21 protein-coding genes are annotated in these 21258 nt (G+C 41.5%); 13 read left to right on the top strand and 8 right to left on the bottom strand.

The window, feature by feature from the left end; all coding sequences use genetic code 11:
• The first annotated feature begins 37 nt into the window (after positions 1-37).
• Entirely contained in the window at positions 38-1171 is a 1134-nt protein-coding gene (locus G3T18_RS05195; RefSeq protein ID WP_224409474.1) for a quinone-dependent dihydroorotate dehydrogenase, read from the top strand.
• A gap of 865 nt (positions 1172-2036) precedes the next feature.
• Entirely contained in the window at positions 2037-3218 is a 1182-nt protein-coding gene (locus G3T18_RS05190; protein ID WP_224409473.1) for an aldo/keto reductase, read from the top strand.
• A gap of 3 nt (positions 3219-3221) precedes the next feature.
• Here the strand turns inward: G3T18_RS05190 and G3T18_RS05185 are convergent, their stop codons facing one another.
• The 3 genes from G3T18_RS05185 to trpB are packed head-to-tail and all read right to left on the bottom strand — an operon-like array spanning position 3222 to position 5641.
• Positions 3222-3851 carry a ribonuclease D gene (locus G3T18_RS05185; RefSeq protein WP_224409472.1) on the bottom strand — a complete coding sequence of 210 codons (630 nt, stop codon included), beginning with the start codon at positions 3849-3851 and terminating at the stop codon, positions 3222-3224.
• A gap of 12 nt (positions 3852-3863) precedes the next feature.
• Positions 3864-4400 carry a CAP domain-containing protein gene (locus G3T18_RS05180; protein WP_224409471.1) on the bottom strand — a complete coding sequence of 179 codons (537 nt, stop codon included), beginning with the start codon at positions 4398-4400 and terminating at the stop codon, positions 3864-3866.
• Complete coding sequence (gene trpB / locus G3T18_RS05175; protein ID WP_224409470.1) at positions 4400-5641, bottom strand: tryptophan synthase subunit beta; 1242 nt, start codon at positions 5639-5641, stop codon at positions 4400-4402. Before trpB ends, G3T18_RS05180 begins: the two co-directional genes overlap by 1 nt.
• Before the next feature lie 93 nt (positions 5642-5734).
• Between trpB and G3T18_RS05170 the strand changes: the two genes are divergently transcribed.
• The 3 genes from G3T18_RS05170 to G3T18_RS05160 all read left to right on the top strand — a co-directional run bounded on the left by G3T18_RS05170 (position 5735) and on the right by G3T18_RS05160 (position 6865).
• The gene (locus G3T18_RS05170; protein WP_224409469.1) at positions 5735-6091 is read left to right on the top strand and encodes a translation initiation factor; all 357 of its coding nucleotides are present in this window, start codon (positions 5735-5737) and stop codon (positions 6089-6091) included.
• A gap of 149 nt (positions 6092-6240) precedes the next feature.
• Complete coding sequence (locus G3T18_RS05165; protein WP_224409468.1) at positions 6241-6480, top strand: hypothetical protein; 240 nt, start codon at positions 6241-6243, stop codon at positions 6478-6480.
• Positions 6467-6865 (top strand): type II toxin-antitoxin system death-on-curing family toxin, encoded by a 399-nt coding sequence (locus tag G3T18_RS05160; protein WP_224409467.1) that lies wholly within the window; start codon positions 6467-6469, stop codon positions 6863-6865. The genes G3T18_RS05165 and G3T18_RS05160 overlap by 14 nt, the downstream gene beginning before the upstream one ends.
• 630 nt (positions 6866-7495) lie before the next feature.
• Here the strand turns inward: G3T18_RS05160 and G3T18_RS05155 are convergent.
• Both G3T18_RS05155 and thrS read right to left on the bottom strand, forming a co-directional pair.
• Positions 7496-8098, bottom strand: a complete 603-nt coding sequence (locus G3T18_RS05155; RefSeq protein WP_224409466.1) for a Uma2 family endonuclease — start codon at positions 8096-8098, stop codon at positions 7496-7498.
• A gap of 74 nt (positions 8099-8172) precedes the next feature.
• Positions 8173-9993 (bottom strand): threonine--tRNA ligase, encoded by a 1821-nt coding sequence (gene thrS / locus G3T18_RS05150; protein WP_224409465.1) that lies wholly within the window; start codon positions 9991-9993, stop codon positions 8173-8175.
• Between the two features lie 178 nt (positions 9994-10171).
• Between thrS and G3T18_RS05145 the strand changes: the two genes are divergently transcribed.
• From G3T18_RS05145 to G3T18_RS05135, 3 genes are all read left to right on the top strand, one after another.
• The gene (locus G3T18_RS05145; protein WP_224409464.1) at positions 10172-10525 is read left to right on the top strand and encodes a DUF2605 domain-containing protein; all 354 of its coding nucleotides are present in this window, start codon (positions 10172-10174) and stop codon (positions 10523-10525) included.
• Between the two features lie 133 nt (positions 10526-10658).
• Positions 10659-10988, top strand: coding sequence for a DUF2973 domain-containing protein (locus tag G3T18_RS05140; RefSeq protein WP_224409463.1), 330 nt, complete (start codon positions 10659-10661; stop codon positions 10986-10988).
• 291 nt (positions 10989-11279) lie between these two features.
• Positions 11280-12518, top strand: a complete 1239-nt coding sequence (locus tag G3T18_RS05135; protein WP_224409462.1) for a cation:proton antiporter — start codon at positions 11280-11282, stop codon at positions 12516-12518.
• Between the two features lies 1 nt (position 12519).
• Here the strand turns inward: G3T18_RS05135 and G3T18_RS05130 are convergent, their stop codons facing one another.
• Both G3T18_RS05130 and crtO read right to left on the bottom strand, forming a co-directional pair.
• Complete coding sequence (locus tag G3T18_RS05130; protein WP_224409461.1) at positions 12520-13617, bottom strand: saccharopine dehydrogenase family protein; 1098 nt, start codon at positions 13615-13617, stop codon at positions 12520-12522.
• 94 nt (positions 13618-13711) lie between these two features.
• Positions 13712-15406, bottom strand: coding sequence for a beta-carotene ketolase CrtO (gene crtO, locus G3T18_RS05125; protein ID WP_224409460.1), 1695 nt, complete (start codon positions 15404-15406; stop codon positions 13712-13714).
• A gap of 378 nt (positions 15407-15784) precedes the next feature.
• Here crtO and G3T18_RS05120 point away from each other — a divergent pair, with 378 nt between their 5' ends.
• Positions 15785-16111, top strand: coding sequence for an STAS domain-containing protein (locus tag G3T18_RS05120; RefSeq protein ID WP_224409459.1), 327 nt, complete (start codon positions 15785-15787; stop codon positions 16109-16111).
• A 32-nt stretch (positions 16112-16143) separates the two neighbouring features.
• Here G3T18_RS05120 and G3T18_RS05115 read toward each other — a convergent pair whose 3' ends face one another.
• Positions 16144-17283 carry a PP2C family protein-serine/threonine phosphatase gene (locus tag G3T18_RS05115; RefSeq protein WP_224409458.1) on the bottom strand — a complete coding sequence of 380 codons (1140 nt, stop codon included), beginning with the start codon at positions 17281-17283 and terminating at the stop codon, positions 16144-16146.
• Between the two features lie 118 nt (positions 17284-17401).
• Between G3T18_RS05115 and G3T18_RS05110 the strand changes: the two genes are divergently transcribed.
• From G3T18_RS05110 to G3T18_RS05095, 4 genes are all read left to right on the top strand, one after another.
• On the top strand, positions 17402-17848 hold the full coding sequence (locus G3T18_RS05110; protein ID WP_224409457.1) for an ATP-binding protein: 447 nt from the start codon (positions 17402-17404) through the stop codon (positions 17846-17848).
• Entirely contained in the window at positions 17845-18669 is an 825-nt protein-coding gene (locus tag G3T18_RS05105; RefSeq protein ID WP_224409456.1) for a sulfurtransferase, read from the top strand. Before G3T18_RS05110 ends, G3T18_RS05105 begins: the two co-directional genes overlap by 4 nt.
• A 353-nt stretch (positions 18670-19022) precedes the next feature.
• The gene (locus G3T18_RS05100; protein WP_224409455.1) at positions 19023-19547 is read left to right on the top strand and encodes a LabA-like NYN domain-containing protein; all 525 of its coding nucleotides are present in this window, start codon (positions 19023-19025) and stop codon (positions 19545-19547) included.
• A gap of 74 nt (positions 19548-19621) precedes the next feature.
• Positions 19622-21238 (top strand): 2-isopropylmalate synthase, encoded by a 1617-nt coding sequence (locus G3T18_RS05095; protein WP_224409454.1) that lies wholly within the window; start codon positions 19622-19624, stop codon positions 21236-21238.
• Positions 21239-21258: the final 20 nt, after the last annotated feature.

Raw genomic sequence — 21258 nt, 5'->3', positions numbered from 1 at the left:
CTTTTTTTGCCTGTTGAGTCTCACCCCCTTAACTCCTGTGGATATTTACCAAGCTACAATTCGTCCGATCTTGTTTTCTGGTTTGAAGGCAGATCCGGAATGGTTACATCACAATAGTTTGCGTTTGTTAAGCTGGCTGGAAAGAACTAAAAAAAGTCCTGGAACCAGTTTGCTGCTAAGTCAGTTAGAGCAATCTTGTTGTGTGAGCGATCGCCGTTTGGAACAAACTGTGTGGGGAATTAATTTCCCTAATCCTATGGGACTTGCAGCCGGATTTGATAAGGATGGCGTAGCTGCTGGTATTTGGGGGTCTTTAGGCTTTGGTTTTGCTGAATTAGGGACGGTGACATGGCATCCTCAACCAGGAAATCCCCGTCCGCGCTTGTTTCGCTTGCTAGAAGACAAAGCGGTACTCAATCGCATGGGGTTTAACAATCAAGGTAGCTCGGCTCTGGCTGAGAGTTTAAGTCAGCGAGATTCTGCCCATTTACCTTGGGGAATTAACCTCGGTAAGTCTAAGGTAACACCTCTAGGGGATGCTGCGAATGATTATCGCGAAAGTTTTCAGCTTCTCCAAAATTTCGGCGACTACTTTGTGGTTAATGTGAGTTCGCCGAATACTCCAGGGTTGCGATCGCTCCAAGATCCCGCTCAGTTACGTCTGATTCTCGATACTCTCCAACAAGAAAATCAAGCACAAAAACCGATTCTTGTCAAGATTGCCCCCGATTTGGAGTGGGAAGCGATCGCCGATGTAATTGACCTCGCCCAAGTTTATAATTTAGCAGGAATTATTGCTACAAATACGACTATTCGCCGCGATATCTTGCAAACTCAAATTATTACCAAAACTGGAAAACCTGTCACCGAAGAAGCAGGTGGAATTAGCGGTTTACCTTTACAAAAACGCTCCACAGAAGTTATTCGCTTTATTTTCCAACAAACTAACGGAAAGTTACCTATAATTGGCGTAGGCGGCATTTTTACCCCCGAAGATGCTTGGGAAAAAATTGCTGCTGGTGCAAGTTTAGTCCAAATTTACACAGGTTTAGTTTACGAAGGTCCCTGGATAGTAAAACGCATTTTGTCTGGCTTATTACAGCAACTAGAAAAGCATAATCTAGATTCAATTTCTCAAGCCATAGGTATCAGTAACACCACCAAAAATTAAAAACCAACTTCGTTTTTGCCGTCTTTGCGTCTACTCGTTCGCGTAGCGTCTCCGTAGGAGAAGCGAGAACGGCTTCGCCGAATGCGCGAGAAAAAATAATTATCTGACTCTGCTTTAAACAACCGCTCCTGAGAATTACTTAACCTAATCCCCAACCCCCTTCCCTACTAGCGAAGGTGGAGAAATTAAAGTTTTTCAGCTATCAATAATTATCAAAATTTTCCCCTCTCCTAAAAGGAGAGAGGTGGGTTTTTCAAGTTATCTGACTCTGCTTTAAACAACCGCTCCTGAGAATTACTTAACCTAATCCCCAACCCCCTTCCCTACTAGCGAAGGTGGAGAAATTAAGATTTTTCAGCTATCAATAATTATCAAAATTCTCCCCTCTACTAAAAGGAGAGAGGTTGTTTTTTCAAGTTATCTGACTCCGCTTTAGACAACCGCTCCTGAGAATTACTTAACCTAACCCCCAACCCCCTTCCCTACTAGCGAAGGTGGAGAAATTAAAGTTTTTCAGCTATCAATAATTATCAAAAATTTCCCCTCTACTAAAAGGAGAGAGGTTGTTTTTTCAAGTTATCTGACTCCGCTTTAGACAACCGCTCCTGAGAATTACTTAACCTAATCCCCCCAACCCCCTTCCCTACTAGCGAAGGTGGAGAAATTAAGATTTTTCAGCTATCAATAATTATCAAAAATTTCCCCTCTACTAAAAGGAGAGAGGTTGGGGGAGAGGTTGTCCCCTACTGTTAAAAAAGGGGAGAATGATAATATAAGTTGCTGAGTCCGCAGCGATCGCGCTAAATTATCTAAAGAGTTTGCTAACATAGCTTAGTAATATTAACCTGAGTAACAGAGTATAATAATGGAATATCGCAGATTTGGTCGCACAGAATTACAAATACCTGTTTTCTCTTGTGGGGGAATGCGCTATCAGTTTAAATGGAAGGATGTCCCTCGCTGGACAATTCCTCAGAAAAATCAGCGTAATTTAGAAGCGACAATTAATCGCGCTTTAGAGGTAGGAATTAATCACATTGAAACAGCTAGAGGTTATGGAACTTCTGAGTTACAATTAGGGAGAATTTTGCCTCATTTTGCGAGAGAAAAGTTGATTATTCAAACAAAAATTGCTCCTAATGAAGACCCGAAAAAGTTTCGCCAAACCTTTGACAAGTCTTTCAATTTACTGAAACTCGACTATATTGATTTACTCGGAATTCATGGAATTAATACGGCGGAATTATTAGATTATACAGTTAAACCTGGTGGCTGTATGGAAGTAGTAAGACAGTTACAGAGAGAAGGAAAAGTTCGCTTTGTGGGCTTTTCGACTCACGGAGCAACAGACGTAATTGTTAAGACAATTTCGACAAATGAATTCGATTATGTTAATCTACATTGGTATTATATTTTCCAAAATAATTGGGCGGCAATTGAAGCAGCAAACCGTCATGATATGGGAGTATTTATTATTAGTCCTTCCGACAAAGGCGGACATCTTTATAATCCGCCCGAAAAGTTGGTAGAATTGTGTAAACCACTGAGTCCGATGGTATTCAATGACTTATTTTGTCTGAGTCATCCGCAAGTGCATACCCTAAGTTTAGGTGCAGCAAAACCAGCAGATTTTGACGAACATTTAAAAGTTTTGCCATTATTAAACAAAGCCGAAGAAATCTTACCAGCAATTTTAGAGAGATTGGAAGAAACGGCGATCGCCACTCTCGGCGAAAATTGGTATCATACTTGGCAGCAAGGTTTACCTTCCCCCGAAGAAACCCCAGGAAACGTCAATATTCCGACAATTTTGTGGCTGAGAAACCTAGCCTTAGCCTACGACATGCTCGAATACGGCAAAGCCCGCTACAATATGCTTGGTAACGGCGGACATTGGTTTCCGGGACAAAAAGCAGATAACCTAGAGAAACTAGATTTAAGTGAATGTCTCGCGAACAGTCCCCATGCTGAAAGAATACCAGAATATTTAGCCGAGTGCGATCGCTTGTTGAGAGATAAAAACGTCAAACGTCTTTCTCAACAATAATTTTCAATGTTCAAAAATATCTTTGAATTGCAGCAAATCTAACTCGACAAAAATGGGTAGAGACTGCATACATTTTTGCGCTAATTCCCAACGTCCCTCTCGCTTGAGCATTACCGTCAGTTTTTGCTGTATCTCCAACAAGTAACGAACATCATTAGCAGCATAACTCAATTGTGCCTCCGAAAGGTTAGCCGCATTGCCCCAATCTGAACTTTGGGAAGTTTTATCTAATTCCACGGCGGTTAATTCTTGTACCAAAGCCTTCAAACCGTGACTAGCAGTGTAGGTTCGAGCCAGTTTACTGGCAATTTTAGTACAAAAAACTGGGGTTGTCAAAATCCCCAAAGTATGCTGAAGTTGGGCGAGGTCAAAACGAGCAAAATGGAAGACTTTCGTAATATTTTCTACTTCCATCAGCTTATGTAAATTAGGGGCGCTGTTTTGTCCTTTAGCGACACGGATTGCGGTAACATAACCTGTAGGATCGCAAATCTGAATTAAACAAAGGCGATCGCGCAGGGGATTTAAACCCATTGTTTCGGTATCCACTGCCAAAGCATCAGCTTCGAGATAAAGCGAAAGAGTAGTATCATCAAGATCGCGATCGCACACCTGAAAGTTTTCTAATTCCATCCTCAAAAAGACCTATCGCCGTTTAATAAACACCTGAGTGAAATAATATTCCCCCCGAGCATTCTGCGCCACTCCAATACCACTGACATCGAAATCTCCTTCCATATTTTTCCGATGTCCGTCGCTTTGTATCCAACCCTGCACAGCCTGAGTCGCCGGATCTTGATAACCTTGGTTATAAGCGACATTTTCCGCCGCAGCACGATAAGGAATTGCTCTTTCCACAGCTTTTACCCGTCCTTCAAAGCCTTGATGAGAAAAAGGAACCTTACCCTGCGCCATTGCTTCACTATGCAAGCGAGATTGTTCGCTAATACGAGCATCTAACTCTAAAGCAGGTAAACCTTTCGAGATCCGATATTGATTCACCTGCTGATGAATTGCTTGCTCCAAAGCGCTTAAAGAACCCACCGCAGCGCTTTGCGTCGTTGTGGGAGTAGCAGGAGCAGAATTCGGTGAAGGAACTGACGAAACTTGTTCGTAAGAACTACAGCCAGCCAACCCACCGACAAGCACAGTTATACCGAGAAATGTAAACCTTTTGACCATTATTGTTGTTGAGATTCGAGGTACTTAGCCACAGTCTGCACATCCTTATCCCCCCTTCCGGAACAATTAAGGACAATTTTTGGACTGCCACTTAGTTGAGGACACAGTTTTTCCAGATAAGCAAGAGCATGAGCAGTTTCCAAAGCCGGAATAATTCCTTCCAACTCAGAGAGTAATTGTAAAGCGGCGATCGCCTCAGAATCAGTTACACTGTAATACTCTGCCCGACCACTATCTTTAAGATAACTATGTTCTGGTCCAACCCCCGGATAATCCAAGCCAGCACTAATTGAATGCGCTTCTATGGGTTGACCTTCTTCATCTTGCAACAAATAGCTCATCGCCCCGTGCAAAACCCCCGGACGACCTTTAGTTAACGTCGCCGCGTGTTTATCAGTCTCCGCACCCTCACCTGCGGCTTCAACACCAATCATCCGTACCCCAGAGTCCTTCACAAACTCGTGAAACAAACCCATCGCATTAGAACCACCACCAACGCAAGCAAGAAGAATATCAGGTAAACCGCCCCACTTTTCTTGACATTGCTGGCGAGTTTCCACACCAATTATTGCTTGAAAATCGCGCACAATCTGCGGATAAGGATGAGGTCCAGCTACCGAACCGAGAATATAGTGAGTATTTTCCACATTCGTCACCCAATCGCGAATTGCTTCAGAAGTAGCATCTTTCAGCGTACCAGTTCCCGCTTCCACAGGCTGAACCGTTGCGCCCATCAATCGCATCCGAAACACATTTAAAGCTTGGCGTTCCATATCATGTACGCCCATATAGATTACGCATTCTAAACCAAAACGAGCGCAAACTGTTGCCGTCGCTACTCCATGTTGACCTGCGCCTGTTTCCGCAATAATACGCTGTTTACCCATCCGCTTCGCCAGGAGAACTTGAGCCAAGGCATTATTAATTTTATGAGCGCCAGTGTGGTTTAAATCTTCGCGCTTGAGATAAATTTGTGGCGTTGTCCCATCAGGTTGCGCGTAGTGAGCCGAGAGACGTTCGGCGAAATATAATGGGCTAGGTCGTCCCACATAATCGGCAAGTAGCCCTTGTAATTCCGCCTGGAAATCGCGATCGTTACAATATTGAGCATAAGCTGCTTCTAACTCGCTTAGAGCAGGCATTAGCGTTTCGGGGACGTATTTACCGCCAAAGACACCAAAGCGTCCGAAAGTGTCTGGTTGTTGGGTTTGAGTAGATGGAGAAATGGGAGTTTTGGTCACGGTTAGAGTCAAATATTACTAACAAGTCTCTATTATAGAATTTGAGGTTGTCTTCGGATAAAAACCAGCGATTAGCCGATTAGATAGTTAATTATGTCTGCAAAGCGTAACTCTAACCAAAATAAGAAAAACCGGGCGGTTTACCAAGAATTCGGTACTCCAGATAATTCTGCTGCTTTTGAGAGAGCAGTTCCCGAATTGCCACCAAATCAACAAGATTTGCGGGTTCAAGCTACTAAGTCTGGACGTAAAGGTAAAGTTGTTACTGTGGTTACGGGTTTTCAAAGTAAGCCGGAAACTTTGGCTAAATTGGTTAAACAGTTAAAAACTCAGTGTGGTAGTGGCGGTACTGTTAAGGAAAATACTATTGAAATTCAAGGGGAACATAAGCAGAAAATTCTCGATATTTTAACTAAGTTGGGTTATAAGGTTAAGATTAGTGGCGGCTGATTGTTTTTTTGTCTCGCGCATTCGGCGGAGCCGTTCTCGCAGAGTAGGCGCATTCGGCGTTAGCCGTTCTCGTTTCGAGTAGGCGCTAAGGGAGGCGCTAAGATGGGTTTGATTTCGTTATAATTTTCTGAAGTTAGTTTATCGTATTGATGATGATGGAATCGCGATCGCGAGAAGATTTTCCTTTGTCTGATTCTGAAAAGATGACAAATGAGGAGGATTTGATGAATTTGTCTGGTGAAAATACTCAAGAGCGTATTTATTTAATTAAAGAGAAAATGGCAAATTTGGGTATAAAACTTACAGCCGATGATTTTGAAGGATTAAGAGTTTATTTGGCTACGGAAAAACACTGGGAAGAGGTTTATCGTCGTCTTGCAGAATCCTAATTTTGTTTCTCGTTCTTTAGCTATCACTATTCATTTAGAACAAATTGAAATATTTGGTGGTACTGCGGGGATTAGAGATGAAGGTTTATTAGTGTCTGCACTTGCTCAACCTCGAGCTAGTTTTTTCGGCGAACTTTTACATCCAACTATTCACGAACAAGCTGCGGCTTATTTGTTTCATTTGGCGAAAAATCATCCTTTTGTTGATGGAAATAAGCGTACTGCTTTTGCGGTTATGGTTGTTTTTTTGGGTTTAAATGGTTATTCTCTTAATCTTGCTTCGGGAGATGCTTATAATTTGGTTATTCAAGTAGCTACTGGAGCAATAAGTAAGGCGGAATTAGCAATTTTTTTAGAAGAAAATATTCGGTTATCATCTGGTTAGAAAAAAGAATTAGTAATTTTAAATTTAGTTAGTTATTGATAATTTAGCAAATAAGAGATTCGGACAAAATCAAATGCTTTTTGTAATGATTATCAGGAAAGAAGATAGCCGTATAACCCTAAATACTTTTTGTTTCTAATTTGCTTATAATAATTAAAAATAAGTCTATTTGATAATTTTAAATTTGGTCAGTTATTGATAATTTAGTAAATAAAATATTCGCATCCAACTAAATATTTTAAACTGATAAATTAATCATAATAATTTAAAAGATTATCCCAAGTTACGTCCAAAGATAGTATACTTAGAAGACGATAATGTGGAAAAATGTCATCCTTCGCTTCGCTCAGGATGACGTAAGTTTAAATGAATAACTTAAGTTTAAATGAACAAGAAGTTGTATCTAGATATTTCATTGAGTTAAACATTTTAGTTTCTATACCCTTACTAGATTTAAGTGCAACTTATTATTAACTTTAAGCCTATGTTCCTAATTAAATAAATGCTACAGATGTAAATTCTGTAGAGATTTTGTAGGTAAGGTTTATAGATAATTTCATGTAGTATAGTCAAGGCAAATTAAGATATTTTTCTGTCAAAAAATTGTTAGAAATATTTATCTTTGAATGATTATTCGGGGCTATTTTCCAGAAGTTCTACATCTTCGTAAATCAAAGAAATTGGACAGTGAAAGTCTACGCTAGTCAAATGAATTTCTGAGTCTAATTCTGCTGTAAAGTCATCAGCAGTATAAGGAGTAAGTTCCCATTTGTTGTTTTCATTGAGTCGGTAACATTCGATGTTGATTGTTTCTGGATCGATAAGAACGTATTCTTTTAAAGTATTAATACGACGATAATGTTTAAATTTGTCACCTCTGTCGAATGCTTCGGTACTAGGAGAAAGAACTTCGATAATTAAACAAGGATGATAAACTAATTTACGGGCGGTTTGGTCGCGGCGATCGCACGTTACCATGATGTCAGGATAATGAAAGGGTCCTTGTTGAGATACGCCTAGTTTGGCATCTGCTATGAATACTTTACATCCTTTTTGACGTAGGTGAATTTTTAGGGCGGAAGCTAGGTTAAGTGCGATAGAATTATGACTCAGAGTTCCCCCTGTCATAGCGTAAACTTCGCCCTTGATATATTGGTATTTAATTGGTTGTTTTTCTTCCCATTCTAGGTATTCTTCGGGAGTCATGGGAGGAAGTTCGAGACTAGCAATCATCAGGATGATAAGTTATTAATATTTAATATTTTTAGCCCGCCGAGGCGGGCTATTGGAACTTGGTTGAGTTAGGGTTAGAAGTTGGTATGATTAGCGATCGCGTTTTTCATTTTCTCGATAACTTCGGTGACAGCGATCGCGCCGAGTTCGCCAGCCGCACGAGTGCGTATACTGAGGGTATTATTTTCTACCTCTTTTGCACCAACTACCGCCATGACGGGAATTTTATCTTTCTCAGCGTTACGAATTGCTTTACCGAGTCTTTCCCCACTGGTATCGACTTCCACGCGAATTCCTTCGGCACGCATTTTGGCGGCTATTTCTTTAGCATAATCCAATTGCGGATCGCTGACACAAACTAACCTAATTTGTACTGGTGCTAACCACAAAGGAAAATCGCCAGCATATTCTTCAATTAGGATACCAATTAGCCGCTCTAAAGAACCAAAAGGTGCGCGGTGAATCATTACCGGGCGCTGACGAGAACCATCTTCAGCTACATATTCTAACTGAAAACGTTCGGGCAAATTATAGTCTACTTGAACAGTTCCTAATTGCCATTCGCGCTCTAAAGCATCTTGGAAGATAAAATCAAGTTTGGGACCGTAAAAAGCCGCTTCACCGATAGCTTCAAAATGCTCCATTCCCAACTTCTCAACAGCACGACGAATTGCACCTTCCGCTTGATTCCAAACGTCATCACCGCCAATATATTTATCCGAATCTGGATCGCGGAAACTCAATCTAGCTTTAAAATTACTCAGTTGTAAAGCTTTGAAAACTGAGAGAATTAAATCGACTACATTGAGAAATTCCTCATCAAGTTGATTGGGAGTAACGAACAAGTGAGAGTCATCAACAGTAAAACCGCGAACTCTAGTTAAACCGCCTAATTCTCCCGATTGTTCGTAACGATAAACTGTGCCAAATTCTGCCAAACGTATCGGTAATTCGCGATAAGAACGCAATTCACTTTCATAAATTTGGATGTGAAAAGGACAGTTCATCGGTTTGAGGACAAAGCCTTGTTCGGCTTGCAAATCAGCTTCCGATTCTGCCATCATCGGAAACATATCCTCTTGATAAGTTTGCCAGTGTCCAGAAACTTTAAATAAGTCTACTTTGGCAATATGAGGAGTGACTACCGGAAGATAACCGCGCTTGAGCTGTTCTTGCTTAAGGAAATCTTCTAATAGCGATCGCAAAATCGTTCCTTTCGGAGTCCACATTGGTAAACCCGGACCGACGATCTCGCTAAAGACAAACAGCCCTAATTCTTTCCCCAGTCGGCGATGATCGCGTCTGAGAGCTTCTTCTTTCCGGCGTTTGTACTCGGCTAGCTGTTCGGGGGTTTCCCACGCTGTGCCGTAAATACGCTGCAACTGAGCGTTCTTTTCATCGCCCCGCCAGTAAGCCCCAGCAACGCTTTCTAGGTCGAAAGCTTTCGGATGGAGTTCTTTGGTATTTTCCACGTGCGGACCGGCACACAAGTCCCACCAATCCTCACCCAAGTGATAAATGGTAATCGGTTCTTCGATTCCTTCGAGAATTTCTAGCTTGTAAGGTTCGTTAAGTTCCTTAATGCGTTTTTCGGCTTCTTGACGGCTTACTTCTTCGCGTACTACCGGAAGTTTACGCTTAACGATCTCGATCATTTCTTTTTTGATCTTCTTCAAGTCTTGTTCGGTAAAGGGTTCCGGAGTGTCGAAGTCATAGTAAAAACCATATTCAGTCCAAGGTCCGATTGTTACCTGGGCTTTGGGAAATAACTTTTGTACCGCCATCGCCATGACGTGGGAGGCGGTGTGACGGATTTTTTTTAGAGACTCAGACTCGCTGGTGCGAGGTAGTCGGATTTGCTCCTCTGGTTCGGGAGCAGATTCAGCAGCAACCATAACTTGATAACTCTTACGACTTAATGATTCTATTTGGTGACTTTTTCCATGATACTAGGGGCACAGGTTGGCGCTTGCCTAGCGATCGCCTTGCAAATCTTAAAAAAAACTAACATACTATTAAATATTGTAAAGAGAGTTAAGATAAAGCTGAGATCGGAAATTTGAAATTTAGTTGATGACACTTTCGCAACCGTCAGAGAACAAACTGCTCAAGGCAGTGCTGGAGCCGTTATTAGACGATTTCCAATATTGGTTTGAGCGATCGCGTACTTTATTAGAAAATGAGGATATCATCTTTCTCAGCGACGAGGAACAAGACGAATTGCTGAAACGACTAAAAAACGCCCAGCAAGAAGTCCGTACCGCTAAAATGTTGTTTCATGCTACTGGCGGTCAAGCTGGGATCGACACTGCTACTTTAGTTCCGTGGCATAATTTGGTGACAGAATGTTGGCGAGTTTCAATGCGCTGGCGTTCTCTGAAAAATCCGCAAACCAACCAAGCTATCAAATCAAAGCCTACACTTTGATCCCCAAGACTGAGGAATAGCAACTGCTTACTTTGGTAAGCTAAAATTACGGCTCAAAAGCGAAGTCAATTTTTAAAATTCGACGATAAATATACCAATCTGCAAAAATTCTGCTTGGAGGAAAAAAAAGACAATGTTACATTTACTTTACATTCTTGCCTTTACTATTATTGCATTTTTGGCAGTTAGTAACTTAATTCGCAGCTTAATTACTTTAAGTGGCGACTCAAGTCGCAGTTACCAATCGGGAAGAAATCCCTCTACATTTGGTAATAATAATTTCGGAAATTCCCTTGCTGCTCCTTCTCGCGTTCCTCATCCAGAGTTATTAGATGCAACGGGTAAACCAATTGATGAACCACTTTTGGTGATGCGCTCTGTATCTGTAGAAGATGCCCGTCAACAACTCGATTCGATCTACAATTCTTCTCCTAGTAATAGCAAGGCGGAAACAGAAGAATAAAGAACGAAAAATCATCAGCTTTGCCTAGTTTAGCAAATAAATACATCTGGCATCGGATATTTAGTTAGCTTACTCAATCTTGCAGCGCGGCGATCGCGTCTCTCTCAAAAACAATAAATTGGTGAATTAATCAAGTATTTGTAACTACAGATAGACGCGGATAAACACAGATATTCTCGGAATTTCTCTGTGAAAATTTAGCTAGAGTCAAAATCTAGCTTAAAGCGGATTTACAATTAGCAACATAAGTTTTAGACTCAATTTTGTACTCTCACACTTGGCGCTACAAAATTGAGTTATATTCTCACTCTTTTAGTTATCGGTCTGGTCTTACTTTTTGTAACTCTCGGTTCGGGTTGGATTGCTCGCATCCCTCTTTCTTATGCGATTATCTACCTGATTGTGGGAATTTTTCTCGGCCCTCAAGGTATTAGCATAATTGATTTGCGACCGGGCGCGCAATTTATCGAGCGCATGACAGAAATTGTCGTGATTGTCTCGGTTTTTAGTTGTGGTTTGAAAATGAATCGACCGCTAAAATTAGCTTATTGGCAAACTACGATTCGATCAATCGGTTTTTTGATGCCAATTTCGATTATCGCGATCGCCGCAGTAGCTCATTGGTTTTTAGGGATTGGCTGGGGAAGTTCGGTTTTGCTTGGTGCTATTTTAGCTCCTACCGACCCAGTTTTAGCTTCCGAAGTGCAACTCGCTCATATTCAAGATCTAGACGAGTTACGCTTTGGTTTAACCTCGGAAGGCGGGCTAAATGACGCCCTAGCCTTTCCCTTTGTTTATTTTGGCTTATTTTGGTTTAAAGATAGCAACTTCGATAACTGGTTTCAACAATGGGTATTAATTGACTTTATTTGGGCGATCGCTGCGGGCGTAGTTATGGGAATTCTCGTCGCTAAAGCAGTTATTTGGATTGGCGATCGCTTACAAAACTTCCGTTCGGTTGATAATTTAATGGAAGATTTCGTCGGTCTCAGTACGATTTTACTTACTTATTCGCTCACTGAAATAGTCAATGGCTACGGTTTTTTAGCTGTCTTCATTGCTGGAGTAGTCGTACAACGTCGTTATTTTGACTCTCAAAAACAACTTTCCCAACTAGAATTTACCGAACAAATTGAAAAATTACTCGAAGTTGCTACTATTTTACTACTTGGTGGCTTATTGCTCATCGATCCTCTGCTCAATTTTGCTTTTGCCGGCTTAACTGTAGCAATATTTCTGTTTTTTATTATCCGACCTGTAGGTGCTTGGCTGAGTACATTGGGCAGCCATTTGCCAATACCAACCCGTTTATTATTTGGTTGGTTTGGCATTCGCGGCGTTGGTTCTATTTATTATTTAACCTATTCTTTGAGTAAAGGTTTAAGCGGAGATACTGGCGAACAAATTGCTTGGATAACTTACATTGTTATCCTTTGTTCAATTCTCGTTCACGGCATTACGGCTACTCCTTTAATGAATTGGTACGAGTGCCAATTCAAAAACAATTGTCCCCAAGTAACCGAGAAATAACTTAAGCAGCTAACCACTGTTGCTTAATTTCAATTCCCCTACTTGCCATTGTTTGCTCAAATAAATCTGTCGGTAAGGCTTGTTCCACAGCCCAAACTCCCGGTTTCTTGAGTTTATCTGCTAACAAAAGTTGGGCAATACCACCAGTCCCGCAACCTGCGGAAGTTGCTGTATTTTTATGTAGTAAAGTGGAGCAATAACTTGACATTTTTCCATTTTTATGTCCTTGAATTTCCGAGCGAATTGCAACACCAATTCCGCTAAACTTATCTGTAACAGAAGTCATACGATAAGAGACACGAGCAAGAAATTCCACACCAGCAGGACTAGTAATCCAAGACTTAGGAAAAATGTGAGCAGCAATCCAAGTAAGATGGTTATAAAAATCCGGTACAGAACCAAATTTAGTGATAATATTTTTCGCCGGGAAAGATTCCACAAAAGTGTAAGTTTCTGGCATATCGAACCAATAAACCCCAATTTTACCGTAAGGTTGAGGAAACGAAACAGTTTCGCGATCGCTATAAGGTAATACTTCCTGCCATTTACCATCTAGCCACGCTTGAAAAGAATTTTGTAGCCCTAAAAATGTCGTTCGCATCACCGTCAAACCAGCACCACCAGAACCGCTAACTACATAAGATAAATGAATAGTTTCTACTTCATCAAATTGTTCGACTCCTTGGCGTACCATACTATTAGAAATTCCCGGAAAAATTCCGGTATTTAAAATTGCCGTCACTCCCGCAGCAGCAGCTTCCGGTCGATACTTAATTACTTTGTGATAAAATGAGCGATGATCGCTAACATCGAGATAATTTACTTTCGACTCCAGACAACTTTTTAGAACTCGTCCATCGCGATGATGAAAAGGTCCCGCACAATGAATTACTAAATCAACCTCTGCAACAGCTTTTTCGAGTTCGGCAATATTTGCTAAATCTAAAGCTAAATATTTGATTCGAGGATTTGACATTTTTTCCCCGCTTATCGTCCTTCCGGTAGCGACAATTTCCACCTCAGTATGGTTTAATAAATCTTGCGCTACACTACTTCCTATTCTGCCCGTTCCTCCGAGAATTAAAACTTTCTTAGTCATTGGCTTTTGGTAATTTTCTGTTAATTTTTCCATGAGGCTATCAAGACTACAAAAATCTTGGCAGAATTTTGCAGTCCTGAGTTAACCTCGATAACTACAAAATACCAAAAACCGAGCGCATTGCCGAGGTGACAGAACTTTGTGCTTCTTTAAATTTCTGAGCAAATGGTTGCTGTGCGTTTAAGAAAACGCGAGCACAGTTACGTCCCGGCATTCCCGAAATTGAACCGCCAGGGTGAGTACCAGCACCAGATAAGTATAAACCCTTAATCGGTGTTTTGTAGTTAGCAATTTCTGGCAAAGGACGGAAGAAAATCATTTGATCCAGAGTCATATCAACGTGGTAATAATTACCTTTATATGCGCCTAAACGCTCTCCTAATTCCGCAGGACTTTCAACGCGACGAGCCATAATTGCATTTTTGACATTGGGGGCATAATCTGCTAATTTATCGATGACGCGATCGGCTACTTTATTTTTCAATTCATCTGTCCAACCAGTACCATTTAAACCTGTTCCTTCTGCGCCAGCAATTTGATAAGGAGCGAAAAATTCAATCCAGAGAGTATGCTTTCCTTCTGGAGCCATTGAGGGATCGAGAACTGTGGGAACATCGAGATACATGGAAGGATTTTCGTCAGGAATTTCGCCCATTTTCGCTAACGAATGTGACTTTTCGACGTGGTTAACTGAATCAGCAATTAAGACTGAACCAACTAAATATTCGTCTTTGTGATCGTAGGCTTCAAAGCGTAAAGGTTCGGATAAAGCACAATCAATTTTCAGAATTGTTTCGTTGTTATTAATAATTTTGCGGTCTAAACGATGACGCAGTTTGGAGTCAGCAGCATCGATGTCAGTAGGTTCGACTAATTGGAGGAATAAACGTTTTGCGTCGATGTTAGAAATTACACCTTTGTTAGCACGATATTCTTGACCTCCGGCGACTCTTACACCGATCGCGCGTCCGTCTTCAATGATGACATTTTTAACAGTTTGGTCGGTGAGAATTTTACCACCTTTTGCCGTGACTAATTTCACTAAAGCTTGAGTGAGTGCGCCTGTACCGCCGCGAGGTCTTGCCATGCCGGGATGGTGGCGCATTGCCATCATAATTGCTCCCACAGAAAGACCTTTTTGGGATGGAGGTTCGCCAATTTCAGCAGCAAGTCTAGCTAGAGGTGCTTTGACTATTTCGGTATCGAACCATTCACCGAGTAAATCTTCCGGAGAAGTGAGCATAGTACGGACAAAATCGAGAATTTTGTCTGGAGTACCGAGAACGGAAAGTAAATCTTTGAGTTTATCGATGTTATAGTTACCAGCAATGTCGATAATTGATTTAGGTGGTGCGTTGAACATTGGCGCGATCGCGCTCATGATACGCTGCCAATAATCGATAAACTCACCGTATTTTTGCGCGTCGCGATCGCTGTAGCGTGCAATCTCAGCACAAGTTGCTTCTACGGATTTATGTCCGAGGAAATATTTACCATCGGGATGAGGACAAAATACTACTGGATCGCAATAAAGATACTCTAAGCCATATTTGGCTAATTCTAATTCCTCAACTACCGGACCGAGATGAATAAATTCATGATCGATCGCACAAAGGTTAAACTTGAAACCAGGAGCCTCCTTCGGCATTACTTCTTCGGTTGTAGCCGCACCGCCCGGAACTGAGCGCTTTTCCAGTAATAATACGCTATATCCGGCTTTCAATAGGTAAGCCGCACAAACTAGCCCGTTGTGACCAGCGCCGATAATAATTACGTCATAAGCTTCCATTAATTTTATCCTCGGTTCGTTGTGACTAAGTTTCTTGACAATTAAGAATCTTTAAATTTGCTTGACTTTTACTAGATTACTGCGTTTAGCGACAACAATTTACCAGACTACTTCCTCGTTTATAGATTAAGTAAGGGTAGCTTCCCATCTTCCAAAGGCAAGAATTGGGGAGGAGGGGACTGGGGACGGGGAATTTGGAGACTTGGGAGAGGGGGGAGAGGGGGAATTGGGAGATAAACTGAGAACTAAGAAATGAGAACTGAGAACTTAACCCAGTCCCCAATCCCCAATCCCCTCTTCCCCAATCCCCAATCCTCGTATCCTCAGTTATACTGGCAAAGTCACCAGCATTTTTGTTTAGGTTAACAAGTGCGTTTTATGAGTTCTAAAATTAAAATTTTTCAACCTTCGGGAATTTTAGATGGCACGAAAGCTAGTGAATTTCGCCAGCAGATTAGCGAAAGCGTAAAAAACGGAGCCGAAACTGTTTTAGTAGATTTCCAAGATGTTACTTTTATGGATAGTTCTGGATTAGGCGCACTCGTGCTAGCCTTAAAAAGTGTTCGGTCTGCTGGCGGCAAGTTATATATATGTTCGATCAACGATCAAATTAGAATGTTGTTTGAACTAACGAGCATGGATCGCGTGTTTGATATTTTTCTCAGCCGAGAGGAATTTAATAAGCAAGTTTTGTTGCAACAATAAAGATTTAGGTAAGCTGAAAGCAGTTGATAATTTTAAGAAAAATCAATTTGCATCAAAGAAACGTCGTCATCTAAGACTTCGTGAGGATTCAGGCGTTTAATCTGTTCTATGAGTAAATCGAGATGACGATTGGGTAATTTTTGATACTCCTGCAACTTGTTAATGAAATTATCCAGTCCCCAAACAGTACCGTCAGGTTGGTTAATTTCATAAATCCCATCGCTAAAAAGATAAAGACTAGCAGAGCGAGTAATTTTGACTTTAGCATCGAGATATTCAGCGTCTGGGAACATACCGACAGGAAAGCCAGGAGTTTTCAAATCTTGCCTTTGAATACCTATTATCGGTTGGGAGTGAAGTAAAACCGCAGGTGGATGTCCGGCACTAGCATAAACTAACTCGCGAGTTTGAATATTATAAACTCCATACCAGATAGTAAAATACTTGTCATTGCGCTGAGTCATCTGAAAAGCGTAGTTAAGACCGCGCAAAACATCACTAGGCTGATGGTAATTAACTTTTGGTAATCCTCGCGATCGCAGTAAATTTAAAACCGAAAGCGAAGGTAAAGCAGCTCGTAACCCATGTCCGGAAACGTCGAGGAGATACATAGCCAAATGAATTTCATCCAGCCAAAAATAATCAAAACTATCTCCGCCAAGCTGAGAAGAAGGAATAAAGCGCACGTCAATAAATACAGGCGGTTCAGTCAGGGGTTCTGGTAAAATCGAACAAACATATTCTGCGGCTTGTGCTAACTCGGCTTCAAGTAACTGCTTTTGTTTATTCAAGTCAGAGGCGAGTTGGTGCTGTCTTAACCCGGAACGTACTCTCGCCAGTAACTCGTACATTTCAATCGGTTTACAAAGAAAATCGTCTGCACCAGCGTCCAAACCTTTAACGCGATCGTCAATCGAACCTAACGAAGTGAGCAAAATAAAAAAAGTGGTAGAAAGTTCCGGAGCTGCTTTGACGTGGCGACAAACTTCTAAACCACTCAAGCGCGGCATAATCCAGTCACAAACAATCATTGCCGGACATAGTTTTCGCGCCAATGCCAAACCTTCATCACCATCGCTAGCGACTGTTACTTCGTAACCTTGTTTGGCTAAGGCTCGCTTGAGCAAAAGTTGAATTCCAGGGTCGTCGTCAATAATCAGTATTTGAGCCATGACTTTGAGAGCAAAATAATACCATACCTAAGCTAAACTAGATTGGTTATAAAAACAGTCGGTGCGATCGTAGCAGGAAATCGATGTTGTTGTTATCAAGATGAGAGGCTTTGGGCAATTGAATCTCCTCAAGAAAATTATTTTAAAAGTTTCTAGCAATTTAAAGGCGTTGGATGAGGTTTTGAATTGGTTCGAGCAGTTGAATCAACCTTCGATTCCGAAAAAAGATTGGTTGCAGTGTCAGTTAGCTCTAGCAGAAGGATTTACTAACGCCGTTCGCCACGCTCATCAAGGTCTTCCAGATGATACCCTGATTGAAGTCGCGGCTATTCTTTACGAGAATAATATTGAAATTCAGGTGATTGACTGCGGATCTCCTTTCGATTTGGAAACAGAAATAAAAAAACAACTTGAACAACCAGAAAAATTTAAGGGAGGTGGTCGAGGACTGATAATTTTATCTAAGATAGCTGATTACTTAACTTACAGACGCACCGAAGACAACCGCAACTGTTTAAGAATTGTCAGATTTTATTCTCCCATTAAATCGGAGCCTATTTTATGAGCGAAAATGAACAAGTAGTTTCTGTTGAGTGGCTGTGGGAAAATCTCGAAAATCCCCAAGTGGCGATCGCTGATTGTCGCTTTCGCTTGAATAACCCAAGTTGGGGATTCCAGCAGTATAGCTCGAGCCATATTCCGGGGGCTTACTACCTCAATTTAGACCGAGATTTATCAGCTCCAGTTGCCAAACACGGCGGTCGCCATCCTTTACCTAATCCAAAAATTCTAGCGCAAAAGTTAGCTGCTATGGGGATCGACCTCGGCGAAACCTTTGTGGTTGCTTATGATGATTTTAACTTTGCCTTTGCTGCGCGTTTGTGGTGGCTGCTACGCTATCTCGGTCACGAAAGAGTTGCTATACTCAATGGTGGTTGGTCTGCTTGGTTACAAGGGGGATATCCGGTGACTCAGGCAATACCTGCACCTAAGTCAGGCAATTTTGTCCCCCAACTAATCTCGCAGAAAATTGCTGACCTGGAAACAGTTCGTACTCGCAAGGATTTATCAGGAACTATCTTGGTGGATTCGCGCTCCCATTCTCGCTATCGTGGAGAAACAGAACCAATTGACCCGATCGCTGGTCATATTCCCGGAGCAGTAAACTTCCCTTGGTCAGAGGTGTCTGAGGAGGCTGGCTATTTACGACCTTTACCGGAACTAAAACAGCACTGGAGTCAACTTGACCAAGCTGAGGAAATTATTGTTTATTGTGGTTCTGGCGTGACTGCTTGCGTTAATCTCCTCTCTTTGGAGTCCCTAGGTATTAAAAATGCCAAACTCTATCCTGGTGGTTGGAGTGATTGGTGTTCTTATATTATTTAGTTTTAATAATGACGATCCTCCTATTAAAATTCCTATTCTTCCTTTTACTGTCTAAAGTTAACTGTCAGTTAGGGATTTGGCTGCTACTACCAATTTTTGCCCTTGAAGATGCTTCTGTTGATAAGTTAATGGCTAGTTTTGGTGCTAGTTGAATTGTCATCTATCCACTAACTTTTTGCTTGTTTCCTAATCTATTTCGCCTTTTCCTTGGCAAGAATTACTGTTTCTTGCCAATGAGACGATTTTAGTTACCCAAAAAATAGATCAATAATTTGTTATTAAAAATTGCTATAATACTAGGTTAAGCTAAGAAAGCGAAATAAAAAATTTATCAATTTTAGGTATTAGTTTCTATGTGTTGTAGACCGAATCGTCTATCTATTTTCGTAGACGGAAACAATATGTTCTACGCTCAACAAAAAAATGGTTGGTTTTTTGACCCAAAGCGTGTTTTGAAGTATTTTCAATTTGAAGACGAACCAAACATAATGCTGGTAAATGCCTTTTGGTATACAGGATTAAAAGATTCCCAGGATCAGCGAGGATTTAGAGATGCTCTGATTAGTTTAGGTTATACGGTAAGAACAAAAATCTTGAAAGAATATTATGACGATAGTTCGGGGCGTTACTCGCAAAAGGCAAATCTAGATATAGAAATTGTTGTTGATATGTTTAACACCTGCGATCAGTATAACCGAGTAGTTTTATTTAGTGGTGATGGTGATTTTGAAAGGGCAATAGAATTATTACGTTCCAAAAATACTCATATTACAGTAGTTTCTACGGAAGGAATGATTGCTAGAGAATTGCGAAATGCTACCGATCGCTATATCGATTTAAATGATATTCGTGACAAAATTGAAAAAGTTGATTATTAGTTGCTAGAAACAAAAAAAGGCGGCATATTCTAGTTAAAAGTAAAAAAGTTACCCAAAATAAGCAAAGAAGACCTATGAATCAAGTGAATCAAGCACAAGAGCGGATTATCATTTTTGATACTACTCTCCGCGATGGGGAACAATCCCCTGGCGCAACTTTGAATGTTGAGGAAAAGTTGACGATCGCCCGCGCTCTGGCAAAATTGGGTGTGGATGTGATTGAGGCTGGTTTCCCCAGAGCTAGTAGCGGCGATTTTGAGGCGGTACAACGGATTGCGGCGACTGTGGGTTCGGAAACAGGACCGAGAATCTGTGGTTTAGCCAGGGCGACGAAGGAAGATATTCAGGCGGCTGGTGAAGCGTTAAAACCTGCGGCGAAGGGGCGGATTCATACTTTTATCGCTACTTCGGATATTCATTTACAATATAAGCTGCGCAGAACTCGCTCTGAGGTGTTGTCAATTGTCCCGGAAATGGTCGCTTATGCGAAATCATTGGTGGATGATGTGGAGTTTTCCCCCGAAGATGCAGGACGTAGCGATCCAGAATTTTTGTATCAAGTGTTGGAAAGTGCGATCGCGGCGGGTGCAACTACGGTGAATATTCCGGATACTGTTGGTTATACTACGCCGAGCGAGTTTGGGGCTTTGATTCGCGGAATTAAAGAAAATGTCCCGAATATTGACCAAGCAATTATTTCGGTTCACGGTCATAATGATTTAGGTTTGGCGGTGGCGAATTTCCTCGAAGCTGTCAAAAATGGGGCGCGACAGTTGGAATGTACGATTAATGGTATCGGCGAACGTGCCGGAAATGCGGCTTTGGAAGAGTTGGTGATGGCTCTTTATGTGCGCAGACAGTATTTTAATCCTTTCTTGGGACGAGAGCCGAATTCGGAAGAACCTTTGACGAATATCGATACGAAGCAGATTTATAAGACTTCTCGCTTGGTTTCGAGTTTGACGGGAATGGCGGTGCAGCCGAATAAAGCGATCGTTGGTGCAAATGCTTTTGCTCATGAGTCGGGTATTCACCAAGATGGGGTACTGAAGAATAAGCTGACTTATGAGATTATGGATGCGGAATCGATTGGTTTAAACGCCAATCAGATTATCCTCGGTAAACATTCCGGACGCAATGCTTTTCGTACCCGTTTGCGCGAGTTAGGCTTTGAATTGTCTGAAACTGATTTGAATAAAGCATTTTTGCGCTTTAAGGATGTAGCGGATAAGAAAAAAGCGATTAGTGATTGGGATCTCGAAGCGATCGTTAACGACGAAATTCAGCAAGTACCAGAGTTATTCCGTTTGGAGTTAGTCCAGGTTTCCTGTGGCGATCGCGCAACTCCAACCGCGACAGTTACTTTGCGTACTCCCACAGGTGAAGAACTTACTGATGCAGCGATCGGTACTGGACCTGTGGATGCAGTTTATAAAGCAATTAACCGAGTAGTTAATGTCCCCAATGAGTTAATTGAGTTTTCGGTTAAGTCAGTTACGGCTGGTATTGACGCGATCGGTGAAGTAACTATTCGCTTGCGACATGAAGGTAAAACTTATTCTGGTCATGCTGCGAACACTGATATTATCGTCGCTTCTGCGCGGGCTTACATTAGTGCTTTGAACCGTCTTTATGCTGCTTTGGCAAAACAACAGGCAGAAGCAAGCGAAGTTCCCGTAACAGCCCAATAATTTCAGTTAACAGTATCTCA

Source organism: Oscillatoria salina IIICB1 (assembly GCF_020144665.1).
GTDB lineage: Bacteria > Cyanobacteriota > Cyanobacteriia > Cyanobacteriales > SIO1D9 > IIICB1.
The sequence above is the reverse complement of the archived record's forward strand: the minus strand, read 5'-3'. Positions and strand labels throughout refer to the sequence as shown.